Here is a 25,224-nt window from a genome sequence, read left to right on the forward strand (position 1 = left end):
CCTCGACCGGATCACCGACTGGAGCGTCACCGACAAGCTGCGCCTGAGCTTCGTCGTGGGCCAGGCCTACAGCGAGACCAGCGCCGCCGACTTCACCGCAGCGGTTCTGGCGGCGCAGAACACCTTCGCGGCCGGCGTCATTGAGGTCATGGCGATCCAGGTCGGAAGCGACGTCGTGCTGTTCGTCGACGGCGGCCGCAACACGGTCGAAACGGGCGCGATCCTGGTAGGCCGCTCGCTGGCGGACATCTCGGGCGCGAACTTCATCTGACGCCGCACGCGGACTTACGTATTTTCAAGTTGCATTTTTACGCAACATGCGCGAGTTGTCGGGCTCCGGCCGTTTGAGGAGACCCATCCGTTGCCCGCGTACGCGTTCGACACGATCACGGCAGACCAGGCGCTGAACATCCGCGCCGGCGACACGCTGACCTTCGCCGGAGGCCCCGCGGCCCGCGTCACCGTCGTCTACCAGTCGGTCGACCCGCTGGCGCTGGCGCCGGAACTTCCGCGCATTCTCGTCACCTTCGGCGGTCGCACGGTCGCGTTCGGGACCGAGCTCGCGCAGCTGTCGCGCACCGGCGGACTGGTGATGGCCGACGGCAGCCGGCTCTACATCGGCGACACGGGCGACGAGCGCGCTTCTGGCGGCCCTGCGGACGACGCGGCCTACGGCGGCGCCGGCGCGGACACGCTGGAGGGCGGCGACGGGCGCGATCTCGTCCAGGGCAACAGCGGCGACGATTCCCTGGTCGGCGGCGCCGGCGCGGACACCCTCTATGGCGGCCAGGGGGACGACGTCATCCTGACCGGCCGCGAAAGCCCCGGCCTGCCCGGCGACCAGGGCGACTGGGCGCATGGCAACCTCGGCGATGACGAGATCATCGGCGGCGCGGGCCGGGACACGCTCCTGGGCGGACAGGGCGACGACGTCATCGGCGGTGGGGATGGCGGAGACCTCCTCTTCGGCGACCGCGGCGACGACGAGATCCACGGCGGCCAAGGCGACGACACGCTCATGGGCGGCGACGGCGACGACAACCTCTCCGGAGGCTTCGGACAGGACCTCCTCTACGGCGGCGACGGGAACGACCGCCTGGCCGCGCAGGGTCCCGAGGCCGTCACCCTGGCGGGCGAGGCCGGCGACGACACCCTGACGGCGGCCAGCGCAGGCCGGGACAGGCTGCTGGGCGGGGCCGGACGCGATCGGTTCGAGATCATCGGCAAGACCATGCCGGCGGCGGGCGCCGACGCCGAGATCCTGGACTGGGAAGCGCACGACACGCTGCACTTTCCGGAGGTCAGCATCTTCGTCGCCGACGGCGGCGGCTCGATCCTGCCGCGCAGCTATTCCGAGTTCGTGGCGGCCGACTACGCGCAGGCGCTCTCGATCGCCAACGAGCACATCTCGGCGGCCGGGGCGAAGTATGTGGCGGCGCAGGTGGGCGGCGACGTCTACGTCTTCGCCGACCTGGGCGACCCCGCCGACGGCGCGGACGTCTCGGTCCTGCTCGTCGGCCGCACCCTGGCCGACATCTCGCTGAACAACTTCGGCTGACGGAGAGCCCGAAGGCCCGGCGCGCGGCGAGCCACCGCGCCCGGGCCACTTCGCGCCAAGCGGCGGTTTGAATGCGGCGCAGCATGGGTTATGTCCGCGGCCGTCCAACCCTTAAGGCCGGGAGCTCATCCGCCATGTCCCTGGAGTCCGCCGCGCTCGCCCGCGTGAAGCCGTCCGCGACCCTCGCGGCCGACGCGAAGGCCCGCGAGCTGAAAGCCCAGGGCAAGGACGTCATCGGCCTGGCCGCCGGCGAGCCCGACTTCGACACGCCGGACAACATCAAGGACGCCGCCATCAAGGCGATCCGCGACGGCAAGACCAAGTACACCAACGTCGACGGCATCCCCGAACTGAAGGAGGCCATCTGCGCCAAGTTCTACCGGGAGAACGGCCTCACCTATAAGCCCAGCCAGATTAACGTCTCCCCGGGCGGCAAGCCGGTGATCTGGAACGCGCTGCTCGCCACGCTGAACCCCGGCGACGAGGTGATCGTCCCGACGCCCTACTGGGTGAGCTACTGGGACATCGTGCTGCTCGCCGGCGGCGAGCCGGTCGCCCTGCCGACCAGCGCGGAAACGAACTTCAAGGTCCGGCCGGACGACCTCGAACGGGCGATCACGCCGAAGACCAAGTGGATCATCCTGAACTCGCCCTCGAACCCGTCGGGCGCGGCCTACACGCGGGCCGAGCTGCGCGCCCTCGCCGACGTGCTGCTCAGGCACCCGCACGTGTGGATCCTGACCGACGACATGTACGAGCATTTGGTCTTCGGAGACTTCGAGTTCTCGACGATCGCCCAGGTCGAGCCGGGCCTCTACGAGCGCACCCTGACCATGAACGGGGTCTCCAAGGCTTACGCCATGACCGGCTGGCGCATCGGCTACGCCGGGGGCCCCGAGCCCCTGATCAACGCCATGCGCAAGGTCATGAGCCAGACCACCTCCAACCCCGCGTCCATCTCGCAATGGGCGGCGGTCGAGGCGCTGAACGGCACGCAGGCCTTCATCAAGCCCAACGCCAAGCTGTTCGAGCAGCGGCGCGACCTGGTGGTCTCGATGCTCAACCAGGCCCGCGGCATCCACTGTCCGACGCCGGAAGGCGCGTTCTACGTCTATCCGTCGGTGGCCGGCCTGATCGGCAAGACCGCGCCGTCGGGCAAGGTCATCGCCTCGGACGCGGACTTCGCCGTCGAGCTGCTGGAGACCGAGGGCGTGGCGGTGGTGCATGGCGCGGCCTTCGGCCTCTCGCCGCACTTCCGGGTCAGCTACGCCACGGCCAACAGCGTGCTGGAGGACGCCTGCCAGCGCATCCAGCGGTTCTGCGCCAACGTGAAGTAGGCGCCGCCGTCAGGGCTGCATCCCCGGCCCCCACGCCGGGCGGAACTCGCCGTCGATCAGCCAGCGGATGGGTCCGGCCAGCGACTGGATGACCTCGACCATGAACGCCAGGTCGAGATTCTCCAGCGTGTCCGTGGGCTGGTGGTAGGTGGGCGGGATCGGCCAGGCGCTGATGGTCTGGGCGACGACGCCCTTGCGGGCGAGCTGGTAGTTGTCCGAGCGCTGGAAGAAGTTCTGCTCGGGGTAGCGATCGGGGACCAGCGAGGCGCCCTGCGCCCTCAGCGCGGGGCCGAGGTCGGTGCGCTCCCAGCCCGTGAGCATCAGCGCCTTCCTGTCCTTGGGGTCCGGCACGCCGATCATCTCGAACTCGAGGTTGGCGACCAGCGTCGACAGCGGCACCGGCGGGTGCGCCAGGAAGTACCTGGCGCCGTGCCCGCCTTCCTCTTCGCAGCCGAACAGCGCGAACTGGACGGTGCGCTTCGGCGCGCGTCCGGAGGCCAGCATGCGCGCGAACTCGACGACGGCCGCCGTGCCCGAGGCGTCGTCGTTGGCGCCCGGGTAAACGACCCCGCCCCGGACGCCCACGTGGTCGTAGTGGGCGCTCAGCAGCACAGCCTCCTGCGCTCGGCCCGCCTTGGTCCGGCCGGGGATTGCCGCCAGCACGTTGTAGGTGGTCCGTTCCACTGGGGCGCCCCGCGGCGCCGCGAACCGCGCGACCTGCCCCTCCAGCGCCCGAAGCTGCGCCAGCGCTTCGGGCCGCGCGAAGATGACCGTCGGGCCCCTGGGCTGGGCCGGGACGGGCGCCTCCTCCACACCCAGGATCTGGACGCCCCGGGGCCCGCGCTCGGCCAGCTGGGCCCAGGCCCGCAGGACGCTCTCCGGCGCTGGCGCGATCACCGCCGCGGCGCCCGCACGCAGGAACACGCCCACCGCCTTGGGATCATAGGGCGCGTCGTACAGAGCCATCTTGCCGGCTGCCGCCTCGGGCGCCGCGAGCCCCACGCGCACCAGCGGCGCTTCGACGGAGTCCGCCGGGTCGAGCGTCACGATCTCGCGGCCCTGAGTCAGGGTCAGCCCGCCCACCGCGAGGCTGGGCGGCGACGCGTAGGTGGGCGTGCGGAAGGTCACGGCCTGCAGGTAGCCGCCGCCCGGCGCCGCGCCCTTGACCCGATAGCGCTTCAGCCGATCGGCCAGGTAGCGGGCCGCCGCATTCTCGTCGGCCGTGCCGCAGGCGCGTCCGCGCATCTTCGGATCGGCGAGGTGGCGCATGGTCTCGGTCACGCAGTCGGCGCAGACCTTCGCCGCGCGCGCCGGGGCTGCGGCGGCCGGGACGGCAAGGCCAAGCGCCGCCGCAATCAACACGAAGACCTTCACGCCGCCTCTCCAGTCCGCCCGCCACGGTTGAGCGGACTGTCATGGCAGACGGGCGGGCGGAGTGGCTAGTGCTTCGCGCGCCAGCCGGCCTTCGCGGCCTCCCGGGTCAGGCTCAGGCAAACCTTGTCGCCCTCGATGTGGTCCACCCAGGTCAGCGGGATCAGGTGATGCCTGAGACCTGCGCCCATGTCGAACTTGGCAAGCTCGATGTCGGCGCCCAGAACATGGTCGACGCGTCCGACGTGTCCGCCGTCCGAGCCCACGACCTCCATGTGTTCGCGGATTTCCGAAGCCTGGATCATGTACGTCTCCTCGTCATAGGCTGCGGCCCTAACGAGCATGATCCGACGAAGGTTTCCGTGGCGGACCCGATCAACCTGAACAAGGCGCGCAAGGCGCGGGCGCAGACCGCGCGCAAGGCCGAGGCGGCCGCGAACCGGGTGAAGTTCGGCCGCCCCAAGGCCGAGACGGCCGTGTCGAAGCTCGAGGCGAAACGCGCCCGCCGCGAACTGGACGGCAAGAAGCGGGACTAGGCGGCCTTCGGCAACGCGCCGTCGCGCACCTCGGCGGGGATCGCGTCGTACCAGGTGGCCGGCGTGATGCCGAGGCGCTTGCGGGCGGCCTCCAGCGGCTCGGCCATGATGCGCTCGTAGTCCTCGCCCAGCAGCCACTTGGCGGCCTTGCCGCGCCGGTAGCCCTGCCAGATCGCCTTCGTATAGGGGTAGTCCTTCGACTTCCGGGCGCGCGTCCAGGCCCCGAAGGCGATCAGCGCCCAGCCGAGCCCGCCGGTCTGGGCGAACGAGAACGCCACCAGGCACGCCTCGCCGAGAGCGTCGCGATGGTAGCCCGAGAGGATGTGCCAGATGTCGTGGACGTCGCGGGTCCGCCGGCCGAACCAGGCGTAGGGATGCTGCTCCTCGATCTCGTTGCCGCCCTCGCGGCTGACGTCGGCGAGGCCCTCGGCCGAAAGATGTTCCGAACGGATGAACTCGCGGTAGGCGGCGCCGACGCTGCCGGCGGGCAGGCTGTCCAGCCAGGCGTCGTCCATCAGCTTCCTGGCGAACTCCTCGCGGGCGTAGGCGATGCGGCCGCCGTGCGTCGTCTGCAACAGGCGCTGATAGCCATTGGCCGTCGACCGGCCGTTGAGCGCCCGCATGATCTCGAAGACCTGGTGGGTGTCGTCCTTGTCGGCCAGCAGCTTCTGCAGCGCACGCCAGGCGTGGCCCCAGCGCATCTTCGCGGCATCCCAGCGCGGTTCGTCGGCGCGGAAGTCGGTGGTGGTTTCGGCGGCGAGGGTCATGGGGGCGTGGCGCTCGTGGCTCGATGTGAACAGTGTCCAGATAAAATGACGCCTCCGTCAGGTTTTGGCAAGAGGGCTGTATCGGCCTAAGCGAAAGCCGTAAACGCAAGGCCTATGGCGATGCTGAAGAAGCGCTCCGTCCAGCTGTCCGGCCACGCGACCTCCATCGCGCTGGAGCCGGAGTTCTGGGCCGTGCTGGACGAGATGGCGCGGCAGCGCGGGTCCAGCCTCGCCGCCCTCATCGCCGCCGTCGACCGCGACCGCGGCGACCGCCCGCTCGCCAGCGCGTGCCGCGTGGCGGCGCTGGAACATCTGCGCGTTCGCTGAGCGCCGCGTTGACGCGGCCTCGCCCAGGGCACATCCCTCGCCGTCGCGCGAGCAGCCAAGCGGAAGGCGGAACACTCATGCATGAAGCCATCGTCGCCGCGGTCGGGCTGCTGCTCGTCGCCGCCCCGCCGGCGCTGGGGGCCAGCACCACCATCTGGCGCGGCGGGCCCATCGTCACGATGAATGGCGATCAGCCCGGTGTCGTCGAGGCGGTGGTCGTGCGTGACGGCCGGATCGCGTTCACGGGCCTACTTTCCGAGGCGCGGCGGGTCGCCGGCGCCGGGGCGAACGACCGCGACCTCGCCGGGCGCACCCTCCTGCCCGGCTTTGTCGACGCCCATTCCCACTTCGCCTCAGCGCTCCAGGAGGCGGGCCGGCTCAACCTGGCCGACGCGGCGACGGGGCCGCTCTCGGACAACGCATCGCTCGTCGCCGCCTTGCGCCGGTTCGCCGCGAAGATCCCGGACGGCGGCTGGGTGATCGCGACCCGCTACGACCAGGAGGGTCTGGCCGAGAAGCGCTACATCACCCGCGCCGAACTCGACGCCGCCCTGCCCCGCCACAAGGTGGTGCTGATGCATGTGTCCGGGCATGGTCTCGTAGCCAACAGCCAGGCGCTAGCCGCCGCAGGCCTCGCCGATGGCCAGGCGCCGCCCGAGGGCGGGGTCATGACCACCGACGCCCAGGGCCGTCTCACCGGCGGCCTGTTCGAGACGGCCATGGCGCCGCTTACGGCCGCGATGCCGCAGAAGACCGATCAGGACCGCCTGGCCGCCATCGACGAGGCCCAGACCCTCTACCTGCGCGAGGGGTTCACCTTCGCCCAGGACGGGGCGACCCAGCCTTCCGACCTTGCGCTGCTCACGTCCAATGCGGCGAAGGGCCGTCTGAAACTGGACCTCGCCGTGCTGCCGCTTTCGCTGGCGGGGCTCGATCCCCTCTTCTCGAATCCGGCGTATCGCCCGCACGCCTGGATCGGGCGGGTGAAACTGCAGGGCGTGAAGTTCATCCTCGACGGCTCGCCCCAGGCCCGGACGGCCTTCTTCACCCGCGACTACAGCCGCGGCGCACCCGACGGCAGTCGACCCTGGCGCGGCAAGCCCCTGGTCACCGACGCCCAGTTCCAGGCGCTGGCCGGCGAGGCGCATCGGCGGGGCTGGCAGATCTTCGTCCACGCTAACGGCGACGCGGCGATCGACATGGCGATCCGGGGCTTCGACGCGCTCAGCATCCGCGCGGCCGACGACCGCCGGCCTGTCGTGATCCATTCGCAGTTCATGCGGCCCGACCACCTGCCCGCCTACGCGCGCATCGGCGTGGGTCCGGCCTTCTTCTCGAACCACACCTTCTATTGGGCCGACGTCCACCGCAGCAATTTCCCCGCCGAAGTGGTTGATTTCATCAGTCCCTTCGCGTCGGCGCGGGCTGCGGGCGTGACCCCCTCGAACCACTCGGACTATCCGGTGACGTCGCTGGACACCCGGTTGCAGCTCTGGACCGCCATGGCGCGCACCTCGCGCACCGGCGTCGTTAGCGGCCCGGCCCAGCGCGAGAGCGCCTATCGCGCCCTGCAGGCGCTGACCACCGGCCCGGCGTGGCAGACCTTCGAGGAGACCCGCCGGGGGCGGATCGCCCCAGGCCTGCTGGCCGACTTCGTCGTGCTGGACCGCAATCCGCTCGACACACCCCCCGCGGCGATCCGTGAGATCCGCGTGCTGGAGACCGTGAAGGAAGGCGCGACCGTCTGGCGGCGGGCGGATCTCTCGCGGTCCATCGCAGGCCTCACCGATGAACAGGCCAGAAACATCGGTTGCCTGCGCGTGGCGCTGACCATGCACCGGCCTCAGGGCGCAAAGGCTGGGTACCGAGATCCGATGGCGAAGACCTACCTGCGGCGCTTGCGGGCGACGGACCCGTCGCGCGACTGGAGGGCGCTGGCCACGCCTCTACCGGACGATATGACCTATGGAGAGTTCATGGGCCTAATGAACGCTTGCGCGGACAGGGCAGTAAGGCGCCGCGAGGCGTCTCACGACTGATCGGGACGAAGAACGCAGCGCGAACGCTGGGCTCCCGTGCGCCGTCTCACATGCTACATACGACCCAATGTCGTTCGAATCCGACCTGCCCGCCCCGCGCATCTCCGATCTCGCCCGCGCCGACGCCCGGCCGGCGGACTACCTCGCCGGCCTGAACCCCGAGCAGCGCGCCGCCGTCGAGGCGGTGGAGGGGCCGGTGCTGGTGCTGGCCGGCGCGGGCACGGGCAAGACGCGCGTGCTCACGACCCGCCTGGCGCACATCCTGGCCACCGGCCGCGCCCGGCCCTGGGAACTCCTCGCCGTCACCTTCACCAACAAGGCCGCGCGCGAGATGCGCGAGCGGATCACCGCCATCATCGGCCCCTCGGCCGAGGGGCTGCGCTGGCTGGGCACCTTCCACTCGATCGCCGCCCAGATCCTGCGCCGTCACGCCGAGCTTGTGGGCCTGAAGTCGAACTACACGATCCTCGACACCGACGATCAGGAGCGGCTGATCCGGCAGATCCTCGAGGCCGAGAACATCGACTCCAAGCGCTGGCCCGCCAAGCTGCTCGGGGGTCTGATCGACCAGTGGAAGAACCGCGGCTGGCGGCCCGATCAGCTGCCCGCCGCCGAGAGCCAGCAGTTCGCCAACGGCCGCGGCCAGGCCCTCTACCGGCTGTATCAGGAGCGCCTGCGCATCCTGAACGCCTGCGACTTCGGCGACCTCCTGCTGCACAACCTCACGATCTTCACCAGCCAGCCGGACGTCCTGGCCGAGTACCACAACCGCTTCCGCTACATGCTCGTGGACGAGTACCAGGACACCAACGTGGCCCAGTACCTGTGGCTGCGCCTCCTGGCCCAGAAGAGCCAGAACCTCTGCTGCGTGGGCGACGACGACCAGTCGATCTACGGCTGGCGCGGCGCCGAGGTGGACAACATCCTGCGGTTCGAGCGCGACTTCCCGGGCGCCAAGGTGGTCCGCCTGGAGCGCAACTACCGCTCGACGAGCCACATCCTGGCCGCCGCCTCGGGCCTGATCGCCACCAACAAGGGCCGGCTCGGCAAGACCCTGTGGACCGAGGCCGAGGGCGGCGAGAAGGTGATCGTGCGCGGGGTCTGGGACGGCGAAGGCGAGAGCCGCCTGATCGCCGACGAGATCGAGACGGCCAAGCGGCGCGGTCGCCGCTTCTCCGACATCGCCATCCTGGTGCGCGCCGCCTTCCAGATGCGCGCCTTCGAAGAGCGGTTCGTGCTGCTGCAGATTCCCTATGTGGTGATCGGCGGGCCGCGCTTCTTCGAACGCGCCGAGATCCGCGACGCCATCGCCTACCTGCGCCTGATCCAGTCCGAGGATGACGACCTGGCCTTCGAGCGGATCGTCAACCAGCCCAAGCGGGGCATCGGCGACACCACGGTGCAGAAGCTGCTGCAGGTCGCCCGGCTGGGCGGGGTCACGGCCATGACCGCGGCGCGCCAGCTGGTGCTGACCGACGAACTGCCGGCGCGGACCCGGACCGCGCTCGGCGCCTTCCTGCGCGACATCGACCGCTGGCGCGGACAGGGCGAGCACGTGGCCCACGCCCGGCTCATGGAGACCGTGCTGGAGGAGAGCGGCTACACGGACATGCTCAAGCTCGACAAGTCGCCCCAGGCGCAGGGGCGGCTCGAGAACCTGAAGGAGCTCGTGCAGTCGATGGGCGGCTACGAGACCCTGCAGGCCTACCTGGAGCACGTGTCGCTGGTGATGGAGCTGGAGCGCGGGCCGCAGGCGGACTCCGTCCAGGTGATGACCCTGCACCAGGCCAAGGGGCTGGAGTGGCCGCTGGTGTTCCTGCCGGGCTGGGAGGAAGGCGTCTTTCCCTCTCAGCGTTCGATGGACGAGAAGGGCGAGAAGGGCCTCGAGGAGGAGCGCCGGCTGGCGTACGTGGGCATCACCCGCGCCCGCGAGGAGGCGCGGATCAGCTTCGCCGCCAACCGCCAGGTCTACGGCCGCTGGACCAGCCAGCTGCCCAGCCGCTTCGTCGACGAGCTGCCCCCCGGCCACGTCGAGGCCAGCTCCGAGACCGGCTACTACGGCGGCGGCCCGGGCATGCAGCAGCACGGCAGCCGCTGGGACGCCGACCCCAACTTCGGCGGCGGCTACGAGAGCCCCGGCTGGCGCCGCGCCCAGGCCAACCAGTACCGCGGCAGCCATCCCGGCCGGCAGGCGGTGATCGAGGGCGACGGCCGCCTGGTGGCCACCTCTAACAGCTCGGCCGGCAGCGACTTCAAGCGCGGCGACCGCGTCTTCCACCTGAAGTTCGGCTACGGCCTCGTCCGCGGGGTCGAGGGCAACAAGCTCACCGTCGACTTCGACAAGGCCGGCGAGAAGAAGGTGATCGACAGCTTCGTCGAGAAGCAGTGATGCGGGGCTTGTCCGGTCCACTGTGAGCCGACCGCTTCGGCGCCGTCGCATTGCCGCTCGGCGCCGAGCCCAGTGGATCCCCCGGACGAGCCGGGGGATGACGAGGAGCCGGGCAGGTTTTTTTGGTGGCCTAAGCCCGCGCCTTGGCGTCTCCTCCGGTCGAGCTTGAGGGGAGTCTCGCGCGGATGCCGATCGCGGCGGCCAGGGTGTATTCCGACGGTCATCGGCTGCGCCACCTTCGGCTGCACGAGCCGGAGGATCGGCCGATCCAGCCGCACCAGTTCGCATGGATCGGGCTCGTCGATCCCACCGAGGACGAGCTCCGCGTCCTGCAGGACCGGTTCAACCTGCATCCGCTGATCATCGAGGACGTGCTCTGCGAGCACCCGCTGCCCAAGGTCAGCGTCTATGGCGAGCAGGTCTTCGTCGCGGCGCGCACCGGGCGGCTGGAGGGCGAGGAGATCATCTACGGCGAGACCTGCGCCTTCCTCTGCCGCAACATCGTGATCACCATCCGCAAGGGCTCGGACCGGGGCTTCACCGAGGTGCGGCGGCACCTGGAGGGCGCGCCCACCCTGCTGCGCAACGGCATCGCCTACGTCCTCTACTCGATCCTCGACTTCATCGTGGACAGCTACCAGCCGATCGTCGATGCGATCGAGGAAGAGGTGCTGGAGATGGAGCGGCGCGCGCTGGACGCGTTCCTGAGCCGCGAGGACGTGACGCACATCTTCAACCTGCGCCAGTCGCTGGTCCGGTTCCGCCGCGTGCTGGGCCCGATGGAGGAGGTGTGCGCGCGGCTCGAGCACCTGCACATGCCGTTCATGGACCCGGCGATCCGGCCCTACTTCCGCGACGTGGGCGACCACGTCCGGCGGGTCTCCAGCGCCATCGAGCAGCTCCGCGACGTGCTGTCGTCGGTGTTCGAAGTCGCCAACCTCTTCGAGAGCCAGCGGCAGAGCGCCATCACCCGCCAGCTCGCCGCCTGGGCCGGGATACTGGCTGTGCCCACGGCCGTGGCGGGCATCTACGGCATGAACTTCGAATACCTGCCCGAGCTGCAGTGGAAGTACGGCTATTTCGCCGTCCTCGGCTTCGTGGTGACGGTCATGCTGGCGCTCTACTTCGTCTTCCGCCGCGCGAAGTGGCTCTGACCGGCTGAGCCGCAACCAATCGCCGCGATGCGCGCTTTGCCGCCGATGCGGATGTTGCGAAACGATGACCTTCGGCGACTGGCTCTGGGCCTTCCCATCGCCTGCGCCACCGGGCTCCTTCTCGGCGGCGCCCTGCAGCCCACGCTCGACGAGCGCGAGGCGGCCGGGCCGCAGATCCTGATGGGCGAAAGCGGTCCTCGCCGGATGCTCGCCGCCGACGACGCCGGCGTCGCACGCTACGCCGGACGCCTGCCGGACTACGTGGTCGGAACCGATGCGACGCGGCCGGCGTACGAGCCTGCCGTCCACGCCGAGGACGCCGCGCTCGACCACGACGGGGAGCCCCGCGGCGACGTGATGGCCTACGAGGATCCCTCGCCGGTGACGATGGCGTCCTACGTCGAGCCCCCGCGGGAGGAGCCGGTCTATCCTTCGATGCGCGGGAACACGCACTACGAGGGCGACCTCCCCGCGCCGCCGCCTCCGCCGGCCGATCTGGACAGCGAAGCCGTCATCTCCGGCTGATCCCCCTCGCCTTCGCGCGCGCCAGCCGCTAGAGCCTCGCGCCCATGACCGACGAGGCCGTCCAGATCATCGCCCGCGGCCCTCGAGCCGACGCCGAAGCCGCCGCAGCGGCGCTCGAGGCCGATCCCGCCACCGAGGCCCTCACCTTCTCGATCCTGGAGGAGGACGAGGACCGCGACGTCTGGCGCATCGACGCCTTCCCCAACGAGGCCGGCGAGCAGGCGGCGATCTCTCGCGTCCTGGGCGGCTGGCCGACCCTGCGCGTGGTCACCGAGAAGCTGGCGGACGCCGACTGGCTGGCGATGGCGCTGTCGGGGCTGCCGCCCGTGCGCGCGGGCCGCTTCTTCGTCTACGGCGCGCACGACCGGGGACTGGCCCCCGCGAGCACCGTCAACCTGCGCATCGAAGCGGGGGCGGCGTTCGGCACCGGCCACCACGGCACCACCGTCGGCTGCCTGCAGGCCTACCACGACCTCCTGAAGGCCCGCCGGTTCGAGCGCGTGCTCGACGTCGGTTGCGGCACCGGGGTGCTCGCCATCGCCGCCGCGCGGACGGGCTCGCGCATCGCGGTCGGCACCGACATCGACGGCCCGTCGGTGCGCATCGCCAACGAGAACGCCGCGCTCAACCGGGCACCGGCCCGCTTCGTCCACGCCTCCGGGCTGAACCACGCGCGGGTGCGCGACGACGGGCCCTACGACCTGGTGTTCGCCAACATCCTCGCCCCGCCGCTGGTGGCGCTGTCGCAGGACATCCGGCTGGCCCTGAGGCCCGGCGGGGTCGCCATCCTGTCGGGCCTGCTGCGCACCCAGGAGCGGCGCGTTCTCGCCGCCTACCTGTCGAAGGGGTTCCGGCTGGTCCGCCGGCTGCATCGCGACGCCTGGGCGACCCTGGTGCTGAGGCGCGGCTGAGCCCTCAACCGACCGCCTTCTTCGCGCCCAGTTCGGCCAGCCAGTGGCGGGCGCGGTCCTTGACGAGGTCGGCGAGCCCGAGCGGCGTCAGTTCTTCGCCGTCGATGCGCTCCAGCACCTCGTAGGTGAAGGCCCCTTCGCCGTGCGCCGTCCACGCCGCCTGCATCGCGCGGTTCATGTGCGCGCCTTGCTTCAGCGAGAACCAGATCGAGTTCTGCGCGGGGCCGATGTTGCGCGCGCCCGCCACCCAGGTCTCCCCGGTGGCGGCGCACCGGATCGCGTAGACGCCGGCGACCGAGCCTCGCTCCTTGAAGTCGCGGATGGCCTCGCGACGCGCCGACCTGTCCATCACGCCGCCCTCCGGCGCAGCGCCAGGACGCCGAAGAAGGCGAGCAGGCCGATCGGGCCGAACATGAAGGTCAGCGCCAGGCACGGCAGCACCATCCAGTGCGGAATGTTCCGACGCCCCGCGATCTCGACCTGCCACGCGCCCACGAACAGGTCGAACGCCAGGAAGTGGGTCCAGCCGATCGTCGCCCCGAACGGATTGCCCAGCAGGGCGACCACGCCGGCGAGCGTGGTGTAGTCCGGCATGCCCGCCGGCCGGCCGCTGTCGGCGCCGACTCCCAGCATGCCGCCGACCAGCGCCGCCAGGTAGACGGCCGCCAGCGCCGCGACGACCACGCGGGCGGCCAGCACCGCGAGGTCCCGCCGCAGCGGCGCGAGCGCCAGCGCAGCCCAACCGGGCAGGGCGGCGAAGTTGACGATGCTGAATATCTGCTCGGGTAACATGGGCCCCTCCCCGCCCTCCCATGCGCCCGGAAGGCCGCCGAGTCAATTATACCCGGATAAATTGGCGCACCGAGAGGCCTTTGCTCCGCCCCGGGGAACCGCTTACATCCCCGCCATGCGACAGACCTTCGACGAAAGCACCGATCCCTCGTTCGGCCCCCGCCACGTGCCGCTGATCCGCCAGGCCATGGCCCAACAGGGCCTCGACGGCTTCCTGGTCCCGCACGAGGACGAGCATCAGAACGAGTACCTGCCGGCCGCCAACGACCGCCTCGCCTGGGCCACCGGCTTCACCGGCTCGGCCGGCGCGGCGGTGATCCTGAAGGACAAGGCCGCCGTGTTCGTGGACGGCCGCTACACGCTGCAGGTCCGCGACCAGGTTGACACCGGTCTCTTCGAGATCCGCGACCTCGTGGAAGGCGGCGTGCCGGCCTACCTCGAGAGCGCCGCGGGGCGGGGCCAGCGCATCGGCTACGACCCGCGCCTGCACAGCCCCGACGCGCTTTCGCGGCTGCGCGACGCCGCCGCCAAGGCGGGCGCAGAGCTGGTGGCGGTCAACGACAATCCCCTGGACCGCGCCTGGGGCCAGTCGCGTCCGCCGCAGCCGCAGGCGCCGGTCGTGCCCCATGCGCTGGAGTTCGCCGGCGAGGAGTCGTCGGCCAAGCGTGCGCGGGTCGGCCAGCTGGTCGGCGGCAAGGGCGGCGACGCCGCGGTGCTCACCGCGCCGGCCTCCATCGCGTGGCTGTTCAACGTGCGCGGCGGCGATGTCATCCGCTCGCCCCTCCCGATCGGGCAGGCCATCCTCGCCAAGGACGGGACGGCGCGCCTCTTCCTCGATCCCGCCAAGGTCACCCCCGACCTGCCGGCCTGGCTCGGCAACCAGGTGCGGCTCGAGACGCCAGACGACCTCCCCGCCGCCCTGGCGGAGCTGAAGGGCAAGAGCGTGGTGGTCGATCCGGCGCAGTCGTCGGCCTGGTACTTCGACACCCTGGCCGAGGCGGGCGCGAGCGTGATCCGCGCCGAGGATCCCTGCGCCCTGCCCCGCGCCTGCAAGAACGCCGTCGAGATCGAAGGCGCGCGCCGCGCCCACGTCCGAGACGGCGCGGCCCTGACGCGCTTCCTTCACTGGGTCGCGACGGACGGCCAGCAGAGCCCACCCGACGAGATCGAGGCGGTCACCCGGCTGGAAGGCTTCCGCGAGGCCACGGGCGCGCTGAAGGACCTCTCCTTCGACACCATCGCCGGGGCGGCCTCCAACGGCGCCATCGTCCACTACCGGCCGACGCAGCGGCTCAACAAGCGGACCGAGCAAGGCTCCCTGCTCCTGATCGACTCCGGCGCCCAGTACCTGGACGGCACCACCGACGTGACGCGCACGGTCGCCATCGGCGAGCCGAGCGCGGAGATGCGCGAACGCTTCACCCTGGTGCTGAAGGGCCACCTCGCCCTGGCCGCGGTCCGCTTCCCGGCGGGCACGACGGGGTCGGCCATCGACGTGCTCGCCCGCCAGGCGCTGTGGATGCACGGCCTGGACTACGATCACGGCACCGGGCACGGCGTCGGCAGCTACCTGGGCGTCCATGAGGGCCCGCAGCGGATCTCGAAGGCGCCCAACAGCGTCGCGCTGCGACCCGGGATGATCCTCTCCAACGAGCCCGGCTACTACAAGGAAGGCGGCTACGGCATCCGCATCGAGAACCTGCAGGTGGTGACCGAGGCCGAGCCGATCCCCGGCGGCGAGCGTCCCATGCACGGGTTCGAGACCCTGACGCTGGCGCCCATCGACCGGCGCCTGATCGTGGCCGACATGCTGACCCCCGCCGAGCGCGCCCAGCTCGACGCCTATCACGCCCGGGTGCGCGACCAGATCGGGCCGCTGCTCGAACCCGAGGTGCGGGCCTGGCTTGAAGCCGTGACGGAGCCTCTCTGATGACCGAGCCCAACGCCGCGCAGGCCGAGTACTGGAACCTGAGCGCCGGCCCCACCTGGGCCGCCATGCAGGCGCCGCTCGATCGCCAGCTCGCCCCGCTCGGGCGGGCGGCGATGGCCGCGCTGGACCCGAAGCCGGGCGAGGCGATCCTCGACGTCGGCTGCGGCGCAGGCGAGACCACGCTGGAGCTCGCAGGCCGCGTCGCCCCCGGCGGATCGGTCACCGGGCTCGACATCTCGGGCACGCTGCTCGACGTGGCGCGTCGGCGGGCGGAGGGCGTCGCCGGGGTGCGCTTCGTCGAGGCCGACGCCCAGACCTACGGCTTCGAGGCCGGCGCCTTCGACGGTCTCTTCTCCCGCTTCGGGGTCATGTTCTTCGCCGATCCCGTCGCGGCCTTCGCCAACCTGCGCCGCGCGCTGAAGCCCGGCGGCCGGCTCGCCTTCATCTGCTGGCGCGATCCGTCGGAGAACCCGATCATGACCCTGCCGATGCAGGCGGCCCTGGCGCACGTGCCGCCGCCCGCGCCGCCGACGCCGGGGGCGCCGGGCCCCTTCGCGTTCGCCGACGGCGACCGGTTGCGCCGCATCCTCGCGGACGCCGGCTTCCGCGACGTCGCGCTCACGCCGCACGCCGAGAAGGTCGGCGCGGGCGACCTGGAGACCTCGGTCGGGCTCGCGCTCAAGGTCGGACCGCTGGGCGGCCTCTTGCGCGAGAACCCCGACAAGGCCGGGGTGGTGATCGACGCCGTGCGCGCCGCGCTGGCCCCCCACGTGGGCCCGGAGGGGCTGCGCCTCGACTCCGCCACCTGGATCGTCACGGCCCGCACGCCCTGAGGCGGCGGCCGCCGCCGGTCACATGCCGCGGCGGACCGGGACCAGGTCGGGGAACTGCGGCTCGCGGCCCTCCTGCCTGGCCTTGAAGGCCTCGGCCATGTGCGGTCCGGCGAACATGCCGGCCTGCCAGACGCCCAGGTAATCGAGCGAGGCGGCCGTCCCGTGCTCGCGGGCGTAGTTGATCATCACCTTGGAGCCCGCGACGGCCAGCGGAGCCTTGCCGGCGATCTCGGCCGCCGTCGCCAGCGCATGCGCCACCACCGCCTCGTGGTCTGGCAGGACGGCGTTGACCAATCCGATCGCCTGCGCCTGCGCGGCCGGCAGGCGGCGGCCCGTGTAGGCGAGCTCGCGAACCCAGCCCTGGGGGATCAGGCGGCACAGCCGCGGGAAGGTGCCCGCGTCGGCGGTCATGCCGATGTTGATCTCCTGCACGCAGAAGAAGGCGTCGGCGCTCGCGTAGCGGATGTCGCAGGCGCTGGTCAGGTCCACGCCGCCGCCCACGCACCCGCCCTGGATCGCCGCGATCACCGGGACGCGCGCCTCGTCGAGGCACGAGAAGGTGTCCTGGAGCGAGCGCAGGTGGTGGCGCGAGGCCTCGGCCGCCGACCACCGGTCGCCCCCATGCCCGCCCCCCTCGCCCACGCCCGCGAAGTTCTGCAGGTCCATCCCCGCGGAGAAGTGCTTGCCGGTCGAGGAGATGACGATCGCCCGGGCGCGGGCGTTGTCGTCGATGTCGCGCACGATGGCCGGCAGTTCGCTCCAGAACGCGCGGTTCATCGCGTTGAACGCCTCGGGCCGGTTCAGGCGGATGTGCGCGACCTTGCCGACGAGGGTGACGTCGAAGCAGGTCCAGGCGGTCTCGAATGCGTTGCTCATGGGTCCTCCGGCGCGAGACCCCGAGCGGACCACGGCTCACCGCACGGAAGGGAAGCCCCGCCTCAGCCTCGCACCCGCATCCAGAAGGACGCGCCGTAGAGGTCCAGGGTCTCCAGGGCGCCGCGGCACACCGCCGCCCGCGCCTGCGCCCGCAAGGCCGGGTCGCGGGAGACGAACCAGGTCGGGAAGAGGATCTCGAACCGTTCGGCCCCGAACAACAGCGCCGTGGCCAGCAGGTACTGCTCGTTCCACATGCGGTGCACGTGGCCCGAGATGTAGTCGTCGGGCAGGTAGACGTCGTGGATGTGCACGATCACGCCCGGCTTCAGCCGCGGCAGGATCTCCAGGAAGAAGACGGTGACGTCCGAGCCCTGGAAGGCGCGGTGCGAACTGTCGAGGAAGAAGATGTCCCCCGGCCCGAGGGCGTCGAACATCTCGGGCGCGCAGGCCTCCAGCGGCTTGCGGATGACATGGTTGCAGAGCTGGTCGATATCGGCCCGCGGCTGCGGATCGACCGAGGTGATGCGCGTGCGCAGTCCGTAGGTCCGAATGGCGTTGCGGGCGTACTTGGTCGACATGCCCGACCCGATCTCGACCATGCGCGCCGGGTTGAGCGAGCGCAGCATCGCGGTCAGCGCCATGCCGTCCAGGGTCGGGTACCAGGCGTTGAGCCAGTAGGGCGTCAGCTCCTCGCCCGTGCCGCCGAACGGGATCTCCGCCAGGTCGGGCTGGATCCTGGCCATCTGTTCCAGGAGCGCCGCGTAGCGGTCCCGTCCCGCGCCGATGATCTCGGCCAGTCGCGCGTGCGGCGGGTGGCCGGCGCCGTACCGGATGCGCGCGGTGTAGGGGTAGTCGAAGTGCTGGAAGGTGTGCACGGCCCGATCGGTCGCGAAGACCAGCGTCTCGATCGGCATCAGCGGCGCGAGCCTGGGGTCGCGCAAGGCTCCCGCCCGGGCGTAGGCGGCCTGGGCGCCCGGCAGGTCGCCCATCTCGCGTAGCCCCGCGGCCAGGTCGTTCCAGAAGACCTCGGTGTCCGGCGACAGTTCGACCGCCCGGCGCAGGTCCGCAACCCCCTCGGGCAGGCGTCCCATCTTGCACCGGCTGACCCCCAGCAGGCGGAACGCCGTGGCATTGGCCGGCTCGCGCGCCAGGAGGTCGAGGAAGATCAGCTCGGCCTGGTTCAGGAACCCGCAGCGCAGGCGCTCGAAGCCGATGGCCAGTTGCTGATCGCTGGAGACCGCCCCGCTCACGGCGCCCCACCGTCCACCAGGGCGATCCACTCGTCCTCGGTCATGACCTGGATCCCCAGTTCGGTCGCGGTCTTGAGTTTCGACCCCGCGCCGGGCCCGGCCACCACGAGGTCCGTCTTCTTCGACACCGATCCCGAGACCTTGGCGCCCAGCCGCTCGGCCTGCGCCTTCGCCTCGTCGCGGGTCATCCGCTCCAGGCTGCCGGTGAAGACGACCGTCTTGCCCGCCACCGCCGTGTCGGTCTTGGGCTTCTCGGCGTCGAGCACCTGGAGCTGGCTCTTGAGGTCCTGGACCATGGCCCGATTGTGGTCCTCGGCGAAGAAGGCGGCGGCGGCCTCGATCACCGCGTCGCCGATCTGGTCCATGGCGTCGAGTTCCTCGACGGCCTCGGGATCGCGCGCGGCGACCCTGTCCATGGCCTCCAGGAAGGCGTCCACGCCGCCGTAGCCGCGCGCCATGACCACCGCGGTGGTCTCCCCGATGTGGCGGACGCCCAGGCCGTAGATGAAGCGGTCCAGCGGGATCGACCTGCGCTCCTCGATGTTGCGCAGCAGGTTGCCGACGCTGGTCTCGCCGAACCGGTCGATGGCGAGGATCTCGTCCCGCCGCGTGTGCAGCCGGAAGATGTCGGCCGGGGAGTTCAGCCAGCCCTTCTCCGAGAAGAGCACGAGCTGCTTCTCCCCCAGGCCCTCGATGTCGAAGGCGCGGCGGCTGACGAAGTGGCGCAGGTGCGCGAGCTTCTGGAAGGGACAGGCGAACTCGCCCGAGCAGCGGCGGACCACGGTCTCGGCCCCCGAGGCCGTGGTCTCCCGCACCACCTCGGTGTGCAGCGGGCATGGACAGACGTGCGGAAAGGCGAAGGACTCCGCGCCGGACGGCCGCTCCTCCGGGATCACCCGCACGATCTGCGGGATCACGTCGCCGGCGCGCTGCAGCACCACCGTGTCGCCCACCCGCACGTCCAGCCGGGCGATCTCGTCGGCGTTGTGCAGGGTCGCGTTGGTCACCACCACGCCGCCCACCGTGACGGGCGTGAGGCGCGCCACGGGCGTCAGGGCGCCGGTGCGCCCCACCTGGATGTCGATGGCCTCCAGCACCGTGCGGGCCTGCTCCGCCGGGAACTTGCGCGCCACGCCCCACCGCGGCGCGCGGCTCACGAAGCCCAGGCGGCCCTGCCAGTCGAGGCGGTCGACCTTGTAGACCACGCCGTCGATGTCGAAGCCCAGGTGCGGCCGCTCGGCCTCCATCCTGCGGTACGCTTCGAGCAGTCCCTCCGGCCCCTTCACGCACTGCGACTGCGGCGTCACGGGGAAGCCCCAGGTCTTCAGCTTGCGCAACGCCTCCCACTGCGTCTCCGCGAAGGGGGCGCTCACATGGCCCCAGGCGTAGGCGAAGAACCGCAGCGGCCGCTGGGCCGTGATCTTCGGATCGATCTGCCGCAGCGACCCGGCGGCGGCGTTACGGGGGTTGGCATAGGTCTTCTGGCCGGCCGCCTCGGCGGCCGCGTTCAGGGCGGCGAATTCAGCGTGGCCCAGGTAGACCTCGCCGCGGATCTCGACGACGTCGGGCCAGCCCGAACCCGCCAACCGGTGCGGAATGTCCCTGACCGTCCGAATGTTGGCGGTGACATCCTCGCCCACCCGGCCGTCGCCGCGCGTCGCCGCCTGGACCAGCAGGCCCTTCTCGTAGCGGATCGAGCACGACAGGCCGTCGATCTTCGGCTCGGCGGTGTAGGCGACCTCCTCGTCCAGCCGCAGGAACCGCTTCACGCGCGCGTCGAACTCCAGCGCGTCCTCGTCCGAGAAGGCGTTGTCCAGCGACAGCATGGGCACGCCGTGCTCGACCGGCGCGAACTGCTCGGACCGCGCCGCGCCCACCCGCAGCGACGGCGAGTTGTCGCGCACCAGGTGCGGGAAGCGGGCCTCGATCTCGGTGTTGCGACGCTTCAGCGCGTCGTAGTCGGCGTCGCTGATCGCCGGCTCGTCGTGCTGGAAATAGGCGATGTCGTGATGCGCGATCTCGTCCGCGAGGCGCGTCAGCTCCTCGACGGCTTCAGCTTCGGTGAGGGCGGCGACGTCCTTGGCCATGTCGAACGTCTAACCCGCTCCGCCGCCCGGGCGGAACCCTCCTCCGGCGGCGCGGGCCGGGTGACGGCGCGGTCAGGCCGCCGACAGCGTCCGTCCGGCGTCCACCCGTGCGCGGAAGCCCTGGATCTCGGCCTGCAGGCGCAGGTCGGCGCTGTAATGGGCCATGTGGCCGGCGCCCGGCAGGCTCACGTACGTCGCGTCGGGGGCCTGGAGGGCGGCCCACTGCGACTGGTGCGCGGGGTCGATGAGCCGGTCGCCGGCGCCGGCCATCACCAGCGTCGGCGTCGCGAGCCCGGGCAGCAGGTGCTGCAGGACCTTGGCCTCCGGGACCATCCGACCGGAGTCCGCGGCGCTGGCGCGCAGCTGCGAAGGCCGCAGCGTGAGCGGGATCGGAAACTCCCGCCGGAAGCGCCCGGCCACGGGCGCGGGGGCGAACAGGTGCTTCAGGATCGCCGGCGTGAGCAGCCTCGCCGTCGGCGGCGCGAAGGTGAAGCGCTGGACGTCCCCCACGACGGGCAGCCCCGGTCCGGCCAGCGCGACCGAGTCGAGCCGCGGCGTGGGCCGGTAGTAGCCGGAGACGAGCGCCAGCCCGGTCACGCGGTCGGGCGCGAACAGCGCCATGTGCGCGGCCACGAACGTCCCCCAGGAGTGGCCCACGACGAACGCCCGCTCCACGCCCAGGGCCGTCATGGCGTCCAGCAGCAGCCGCGCCTGGTCGCGCGCGGTGAAGGATCGGCCCCGGGGGCGCTCGGAGTAGCCATAGCCAGGGCGATCGAAAGCGATGACGCGCCCGTTGCGGGCCTGGGACTCGAGGAGGCCGCTCAGCGCGAAGTCCTCGGCCATGACGCCGACGCCGTGCACGAGGACGACCGCCGGCCCCTCGCCGGCCTCGAGGTAATGGAGCCGCACGCCGCCGACCGTGACGAAGCGGCCCCGGGGCGGATGCCGCGCTTCGGCCTTTCGGGCCATCAGATGGTTGGTGAGGGCGAGCGCAGCGAGGCCGCCGGCGATCGCGGCGGCATAGCCGGCCCGGCGGCCGACGTTGCGGGAGGCAGGCATGGGTGTTTCCTGAGGCGGGCCCCACCAACAGGCCAGCACCCCGGAAGTTCCGCCTCGCCCGGTCAGGCGTCCATCAGCGCCCGTGCGGCGGCGCGGGCGGCGTCGGTGATCTGGGCGCCGGCGAGCATGCGGGCGATCTCCTCCTCGCGGTCGGCGGCGGAGAGCACCTCCACGGTCGTCCGCACGCGCTCGCCGTCACCGGCCTTGGCGATCCGCCAATGGGCCTCGGCGCGGGCAGCGACCTGCGGGCTGTGGGTGACCACCAGCACCTGCGCGGCCGAAGCCAGGCGCTTGAGCCGCAGTCCCACCGCGTCCGCCACCGCCCCGCCCACGCCCTGGTCCACCTCGTCGAAGATCATCAGCGGCTGGGGACCCGCGCCGCGTCCCGCCAGCGCTGCCTTCAGCGCCAGGGCGAAGCGGGCCAGTTCGCCGCCGGACGCGATGGCGCCCAGGTCGCCGAACGGGGCGCCGGGATTGGTGGCGATCTCGAAGGCGACCCGGTCGCGGCCGTTCGGACCGGCCCGCTCCTCGGGCAGCGGCTCGACGGCGACCCGGAAGCGGGCCTTGTCCAGCTTGAGCGGCGAGAGCTCGGCCATCACCGCCCCGGCCACGCGTTCGCCGGCGTCCGCGCGGCCCCGGCTCAGGACCTCTGTGGAAGCGAGGTAAGCCCCGCGGGCGTCCCGTGCCGCCGCCTCCGCGGCCTTCAGCGCCCCTTCGGCCGACTCCACGGCGCGCAGGCGTTCGGCGAACTTCGCCCTGAGCGCCGGCAGGCCTTCCACGGCGACGTTGAGCTTCCGGGCCAGGCCCCGCAGGTCGAACAGGCGCTCCTCGGCCTTCTCCAGGCGGTCGGGCTCGAAGTCGAAGGCCTCCGCGGCGGCGTCGATCGCCGCTTCGGCCTCCGCGGCCTCGCTCAGCACACGGTCCAGGGCCTCGGCGGCGGCGGCGAGGCGGCTGACGGCCGGACCTTCCGCCCCGGCGCCCGCGCTGAGCGCACGGTCGCGGGCGCGCTCCAGCGCCCGGATCGCCGAGGCGACCTTGCCGCCCAGGCCGTCGAAGGTCTCGCGGGCCGCGCCGATGTCGGCGAGCGCCTTCTCGGCCGCCCCCAGGACGGCGCGCTCCTCGGCGAGCGCCGCCTCCTCGCCCTCGCGGGGGTCCAGCCGATCCAGCTCGGCGAGCCGGAAGGTCAGTTCCTCCACCTCAGCCGCCGAGCGGGCCGCGTCGGCCTTCAGCGCCTCGACCCGGGCCTGCGCCTCGCGCCACATGGTCCAGGCGTGGGCGACCTCCCGCCCCTGCCCCTCCAGGCCGCCATAGGCGTCCAGCAGCGGGCGATGCGTGCGCGCGTCCAGCAGGCCCACGGTCTCGTGCTGGCCATGCACTTCCAGCAGGGCCTCACCCAGCTCCTTGAGCACGCCGACACCCGTGGCCTGGTCGTTGACGAAGGCGCGGCTGCGGCCATCCGCCGACAGAGTGCGGCGCAGGACGAGGTCCTCGTCGCGGGCGTAGGCGAGCCCCTTCTCCTCCAGCAGGTCCCACACAGGGTGCGCCGGCGCCGGCGCGAACACCGCCGTCGCCACGGCCTGCGAGGCGCCGCGCCGCACGAGGCCGGCGTCGCCGCGCGCCCCGGTGGCCAGGCCCAGGGCGTCCAGGATGATCGACTTGCCCGCGCCGGTCTCACCCGTGAGCGCGGTCAGGCCCGGCCCGATCGAAAGGTCGAGGGCCTCGATCAGCACCACGTCGCGGATCTGCAGACCGATCAGCATGGCGGGGAATGTCGCCGGGAATCGGCCCCCTTTGAAGGCCTAGTCCTTCTTCGTGAAGGGAAGCCGGAAGCGCTTCTTCTTGGGCGCGTCCACGGCGGCGGTCTCGGCGGGCGCCGGCGCCTCGGCCGTGGTGGCCGCTTCGGTCGTGGATTCAGGCGCCGCGGCGACCGCGGGCGGCTTCACCGTCTGCTGCTTGTCCTTGGTGAACGGCAGCCGCATGAAGCCCCGCCCGCCCGACTTCGGCTCGACGGCGGGCCGCAGGCCCTTGGACGTCAGCAGCTTGTAGGCGTCGTTGTACCAGGGATCGCCCGGGTAGTTGTAGCCGAGCACCGCGCCGTTCCGCTTGGCTTCCTCGAGCAGGCCCAGCGTCAGGTAGGTCTCGACCAGGCGGTACAGCGCCTCCGGGGTGTGGCTGGTGGTCTGGTAGCGATCGACCACCGTCTTGAACCGGTTGGCGGCGGCCAGGGTGTCGCCGTTGCGCAGGTACCAGCGGCCGATGGTCATGTCCTTGCCGGCCAGCTGGTCGTTGACCATGTCGATCTTCAGCCGGGCGTCCGACGCATACTCCGTGCGCGGATAGCGCTGCACCACGTCCCGCAGCGCTTCCAGCGCCTGGGCGGTGGCGGCCTGGTCGCGGTTCACGTCGACGATCTGCTCGAAGTAGCAGATGGCCTTGATGTAGTGGGCGTAGGCGGCGGTGGGGTTGCCCGGGTAGAGCTGGATGAACCGGTCGGCGTCGCCGATCGCCTCGGCGTAGTCGTTCGACTCGTAGTGGGCGTAGGCCTGCATCAGGATCGAGCGGCGCGACCATTCCGAATACGGATGCTGACGCTCGACCTCCTGGAAGTAGGCGACCGCCTGGGCCCACTGGCGACGGTCGAGCCGGTTTGCCCCCGTGGCGTACAGCAGTTCCACGGGTCGTTCCTCGTAGGCGAGGCGCGGCTTGTTCTTCTTGTTGCCGGAGCAGGCCGACAGGGCGAGCGCGCACGCTGCGGCCACGAGCACGACGCGACTGGATTTGCGGACCAAGTACACCTTCACCTCAAGACCGGCGCGCGCCCCAACGCGTAAGAGTCGCTATCTACACTACGACTTGTGGCGAGCAAACGGCGCGCCGGGTCGCATCGCGCGGCTTCAGAGGGTCTGGCGAAGGCTCTCCACCTGCTCGGCATGGGTGGCTTTCGGCCGTTCAACACCCAGCTGCTCGGTGATCATGTCCGAGAGCGACGGCAGGGTCGAACGATCGACGCGGTGGCTGTCGCCCCAGAGATCGGCGCGCATCAGCGCCTTGGGACAGTGCAGGTAGGCCTCGCGCACCTCGACCCGCAGCAGCGACTTCGGGACCTTTCCGAACTCGGTGAAGCCCGCCGCGAGCGCGTCGTCGACCACCAGGCTCGCGCGGCCGTTGACGCGGTAGATGTCGTCGACGCCCGGGATCATGAACATCAGCCCCACCTCGCCCGAGCCCTCGGCCACGTTGCGCAGCGAATCCAGGCGGTTGTTTCCCGGGCGATCGGGCATCAGGAGGCTCTTCCCGTCCTCGGCCACGTGGACGAAGCCCGGTCCGCCGCCGCGCGGGGAGACGTCGACGGCGCCGTTCGCGCCCACGGTCGCCAGGGCGACGAAGGGCGAGAGCTCGATGAACCGGCGGCCGTGCTTGTCGATCCAGCCGATGTCCTTGGCCACGGTCAGCGGATGGGGCGGCTTGTAGAGCTCGTCGAGC

The 25,224-nt window shown here is 71.4% G+C and carries 23 protein-coding genes and 1 pseudogene; 12 read left to right on the forward strand and 12 right to left on the reverse strand.

Annotation, left to right across the window (positions count from 1 at the left end):
* From JNK30_RS19570 to JNK30_RS19580, 3 genes are all read left to right on the forward strand, one after another.
* Positions 1 to 271 (forward strand): hypothetical protein (locus JNK30_RS19570; RefSeq protein WP_293484871.1); only part of this gene is annotated, 271 nt, incomplete at its 5' end.
* A gap of 90 nt (positions 272 to 361) precedes the next feature.
* Entirely contained in the window at positions 362 to 1,558 is a 1,197-nt protein-coding gene (locus JNK30_RS19575; RefSeq protein WP_293484873.1) for a hypothetical protein, read from the forward strand.
* 134 nt (positions 1,559 to 1,692) lie between these two features.
* The gene (locus JNK30_RS19580; RefSeq protein ID WP_293484875.1) at positions 1,693 to 2,895 is read left to right on the forward strand and encodes a pyridoxal phosphate-dependent aminotransferase; all 1,203 of its coding nucleotides are present in this window, start codon (positions 1,693 to 1,695) and stop codon (positions 2,893 to 2,895) included.
* Between the two features lie 9 nt (positions 2,896 to 2,904).
* Here the strand turns inward: JNK30_RS19580 and JNK30_RS19585 are convergent, their stop codons facing one another.
* The gene (locus JNK30_RS19585) at positions 2,905 to 4,269 is read right to left on the reverse strand and encodes a M28 family peptidase (protein ID WP_293484877.1); all 1,365 of its coding nucleotides are present in this window, start codon (positions 4,267 to 4,269) and stop codon (positions 2,905 to 2,907) included.
* Positions 4,270 to 4,334: 65 nt separating this feature from the next.
* On the reverse strand, positions 4,335 to 4,571 hold the full coding sequence (locus JNK30_RS19590) for a DUF2171 domain-containing protein (RefSeq protein ID WP_293484915.1): 237 nt from the start codon (positions 4,569 to 4,571) through the stop codon (positions 4,335 to 4,337).
* Between the two features lie 57 nt (positions 4,572 to 4,628).
* Between JNK30_RS19590 and JNK30_RS19595 the strand changes: the two genes are divergently transcribed.
* Positions 4,629 to 4,802, forward strand: a complete 174-nt coding sequence (locus tag JNK30_RS19595; RefSeq protein ID WP_293484879.1) for a DUF4169 family protein — start codon at positions 4,629 to 4,631, stop codon at positions 4,800 to 4,802.
* Here the strand turns inward: JNK30_RS19595 and JNK30_RS19600 are convergent.
* Complete coding sequence (locus JNK30_RS19600; protein WP_293484881.1) at positions 4,799 to 5,569, reverse strand: Coq4 family protein; 771 nt, start codon at positions 5,567 to 5,569, stop codon at positions 4,799 to 4,801. The genes JNK30_RS19595 and JNK30_RS19600 overlap by 4 nt on opposite strands.
* A gap of 114 nt (positions 5,570 to 5,683) precedes the next feature.
* On the opposite strand from JNK30_RS19600, the gene JNK30_RS19605 reads away from it, so the two are divergent.
* From JNK30_RS19605 to JNK30_RS19630, 6 genes are all read left to right on the forward strand, one after another.
* Complete coding sequence (locus JNK30_RS19605) at positions 5,684 to 5,896, forward strand: ribbon-helix-helix domain-containing protein (protein ID WP_293484883.1); 213 nt, start codon at positions 5,684 to 5,686, stop codon at positions 5,894 to 5,896.
* A gap of 77 nt (positions 5,897 to 5,973) precedes the next feature.
* Entirely contained in the window at positions 5,974 to 7,935 is a 1,962-nt protein-coding gene (locus JNK30_RS19610) for an amidohydrolase (protein WP_293484885.1), read from the forward strand.
* Between the two features lie 67 nt (positions 7,936 to 8,002).
* Positions 8,003 to 10,324 carry an ATP-dependent helicase gene (locus tag JNK30_RS19615; RefSeq protein WP_293484887.1) on the forward strand — a complete coding sequence of 774 codons (2,322 nt, stop codon included), beginning with the start codon at positions 8,003 to 8,005 and terminating at the stop codon, positions 10,322 to 10,324.
* A gap of 185 nt (positions 10,325 to 10,509) precedes the next feature.
* Positions 10,510 to 11,478 carry a magnesium/cobalt transporter CorA gene (gene corA / locus JNK30_RS19620; RefSeq protein WP_293484889.1) on the forward strand — a complete coding sequence of 323 codons (969 nt, stop codon included), beginning with the start codon at positions 10,510 to 10,512 and terminating at the stop codon, positions 11,476 to 11,478.
* 51 nt (positions 11,479 to 11,529) lie between these two features.
* Entirely contained in the window at positions 11,530 to 12,003 is a 474-nt protein-coding gene (locus JNK30_RS19625; RefSeq protein WP_293484891.1) for a hypothetical protein, read from the forward strand.
* Between the two features lie 44 nt (positions 12,004 to 12,047).
* Positions 12,048 to 12,914: a 50S ribosomal protein L11 methyltransferase gene (locus tag JNK30_RS19630; protein WP_293484893.1), complete on the forward strand. Its 867-nt coding sequence runs from the start codon at positions 12,048 to 12,050 to the stop codon at positions 12,912 to 12,914.
* A 4-nt stretch (positions 12,915 to 12,918) separates the two neighbouring features.
* Here JNK30_RS19630 and JNK30_RS19635 read toward each other — a convergent pair whose 3' ends face one another.
* Both JNK30_RS19635 and JNK30_RS19640 read right to left on the reverse strand, forming a co-directional pair.
* Positions 12,919 to 13,263: a GIY-YIG nuclease family protein gene (locus tag JNK30_RS19635; RefSeq protein ID WP_293484895.1), complete on the reverse strand. Its 345-nt coding sequence runs from the start codon at positions 13,261 to 13,263 to the stop codon at positions 12,919 to 12,921.
* Entirely contained in the window at positions 13,263 to 13,706 is a 444-nt protein-coding gene (locus JNK30_RS19640; protein ID WP_293484897.1) for an ABA4-like family protein, read from the reverse strand. Before JNK30_RS19640 ends, JNK30_RS19635 begins: the two co-directional genes overlap by 1 nt.
* Positions 13,707 to 13,821: 115 nt before the next feature.
* Here JNK30_RS19640 and JNK30_RS19645 point away from each other — a divergent pair, with 115 nt between their 5' ends.
* On the forward strand, positions 13,822 to 15,636 hold the full coding sequence (locus tag JNK30_RS19645) for an aminopeptidase P family protein (RefSeq protein WP_293484899.1): 1,815 nt from the start codon (positions 13,822 to 13,824) through the stop codon (positions 15,634 to 15,636).
* Positions 15,636 to 16,469 (forward strand): methyltransferase domain-containing protein, encoded by an 834-nt coding sequence (locus JNK30_RS19650; protein ID WP_293484901.1) that lies wholly within the window; start codon positions 15,636 to 15,638, stop codon positions 16,467 to 16,469. The genes JNK30_RS19645 and JNK30_RS19650 overlap by 1 nt, the downstream gene beginning before the upstream one ends.
* 18 nt (positions 16,470 to 16,487) lie before the next feature.
* Here JNK30_RS19650 and JNK30_RS19655 read toward each other — a convergent pair whose 3' ends face one another.
* The 7 genes and pseudogenes from JNK30_RS19655 to JNK30_RS19685 form a co-directional block, all read right to left on the reverse strand.
* Entirely contained in the window at positions 16,488 to 17,345 is an 858-nt protein-coding gene (locus JNK30_RS19655) for a crotonase/enoyl-CoA hydratase family protein (protein ID WP_293484903.1), read from the reverse strand.
* A 62-nt stretch (positions 17,346 to 17,407) separates the two neighbouring features.
* Entirely contained in the window at positions 17,408 to 18,595 is a 1,188-nt protein-coding gene (locus tag JNK30_RS19660; protein ID WP_293484905.1) for a class I SAM-dependent methyltransferase, read from the reverse strand.
* Positions 18,592 to 20,682, reverse strand: a complete 2,091-nt coding sequence (gene ligA, locus JNK30_RS19665) for an NAD-dependent DNA ligase LigA (protein WP_293484907.1) — start codon at positions 20,680 to 20,682, stop codon at positions 18,592 to 18,594. Before ligA ends, JNK30_RS19660 begins: the two co-directional genes overlap by 4 nt.
* 72 nt (positions 20,683 to 20,754) lie before the next feature.
* Entirely contained in the window at positions 20,755 to 21,741 is a 987-nt protein-coding gene (locus JNK30_RS19670; protein WP_293484909.1) for an alpha/beta fold hydrolase, read from the reverse strand.
* 62 nt (positions 21,742 to 21,803) lie between these two features.
* Positions 21,804 to 23,501, reverse strand: coding sequence for a DNA repair protein RecN (gene recN / locus JNK30_RS19675; RefSeq protein ID WP_293484911.1), 1,698 nt, complete (start codon positions 23,499 to 23,501; stop codon positions 21,804 to 21,806).
* Between the two features lie 240 nt (positions 23,502 to 23,741).
* Positions 23,742 to 24,542 (reverse strand): annotated as a pseudogene (locus tag JNK30_RS19680) (outer membrane protein assembly factor BamD); the annotation flags it as partial.
* Positions 24,543 to 24,635: 93 nt separating this feature from the next.
* On the reverse strand, positions 24,636 to 25,224 hold a 589-nt coding region (locus JNK30_RS19685; RefSeq protein WP_293484913.1), incomplete at its 5' end, for an MSMEG_1061 family FMN-dependent PPOX-type flavoprotein.

The sequence above is a fragment of the Phenylobacterium sp. genome, assembly GCF_016793225.1.
Classification (GTDB): Bacteria; Pseudomonadota; Alphaproteobacteria; order Caulobacterales; family Caulobacteraceae; genus Phenylobacterium.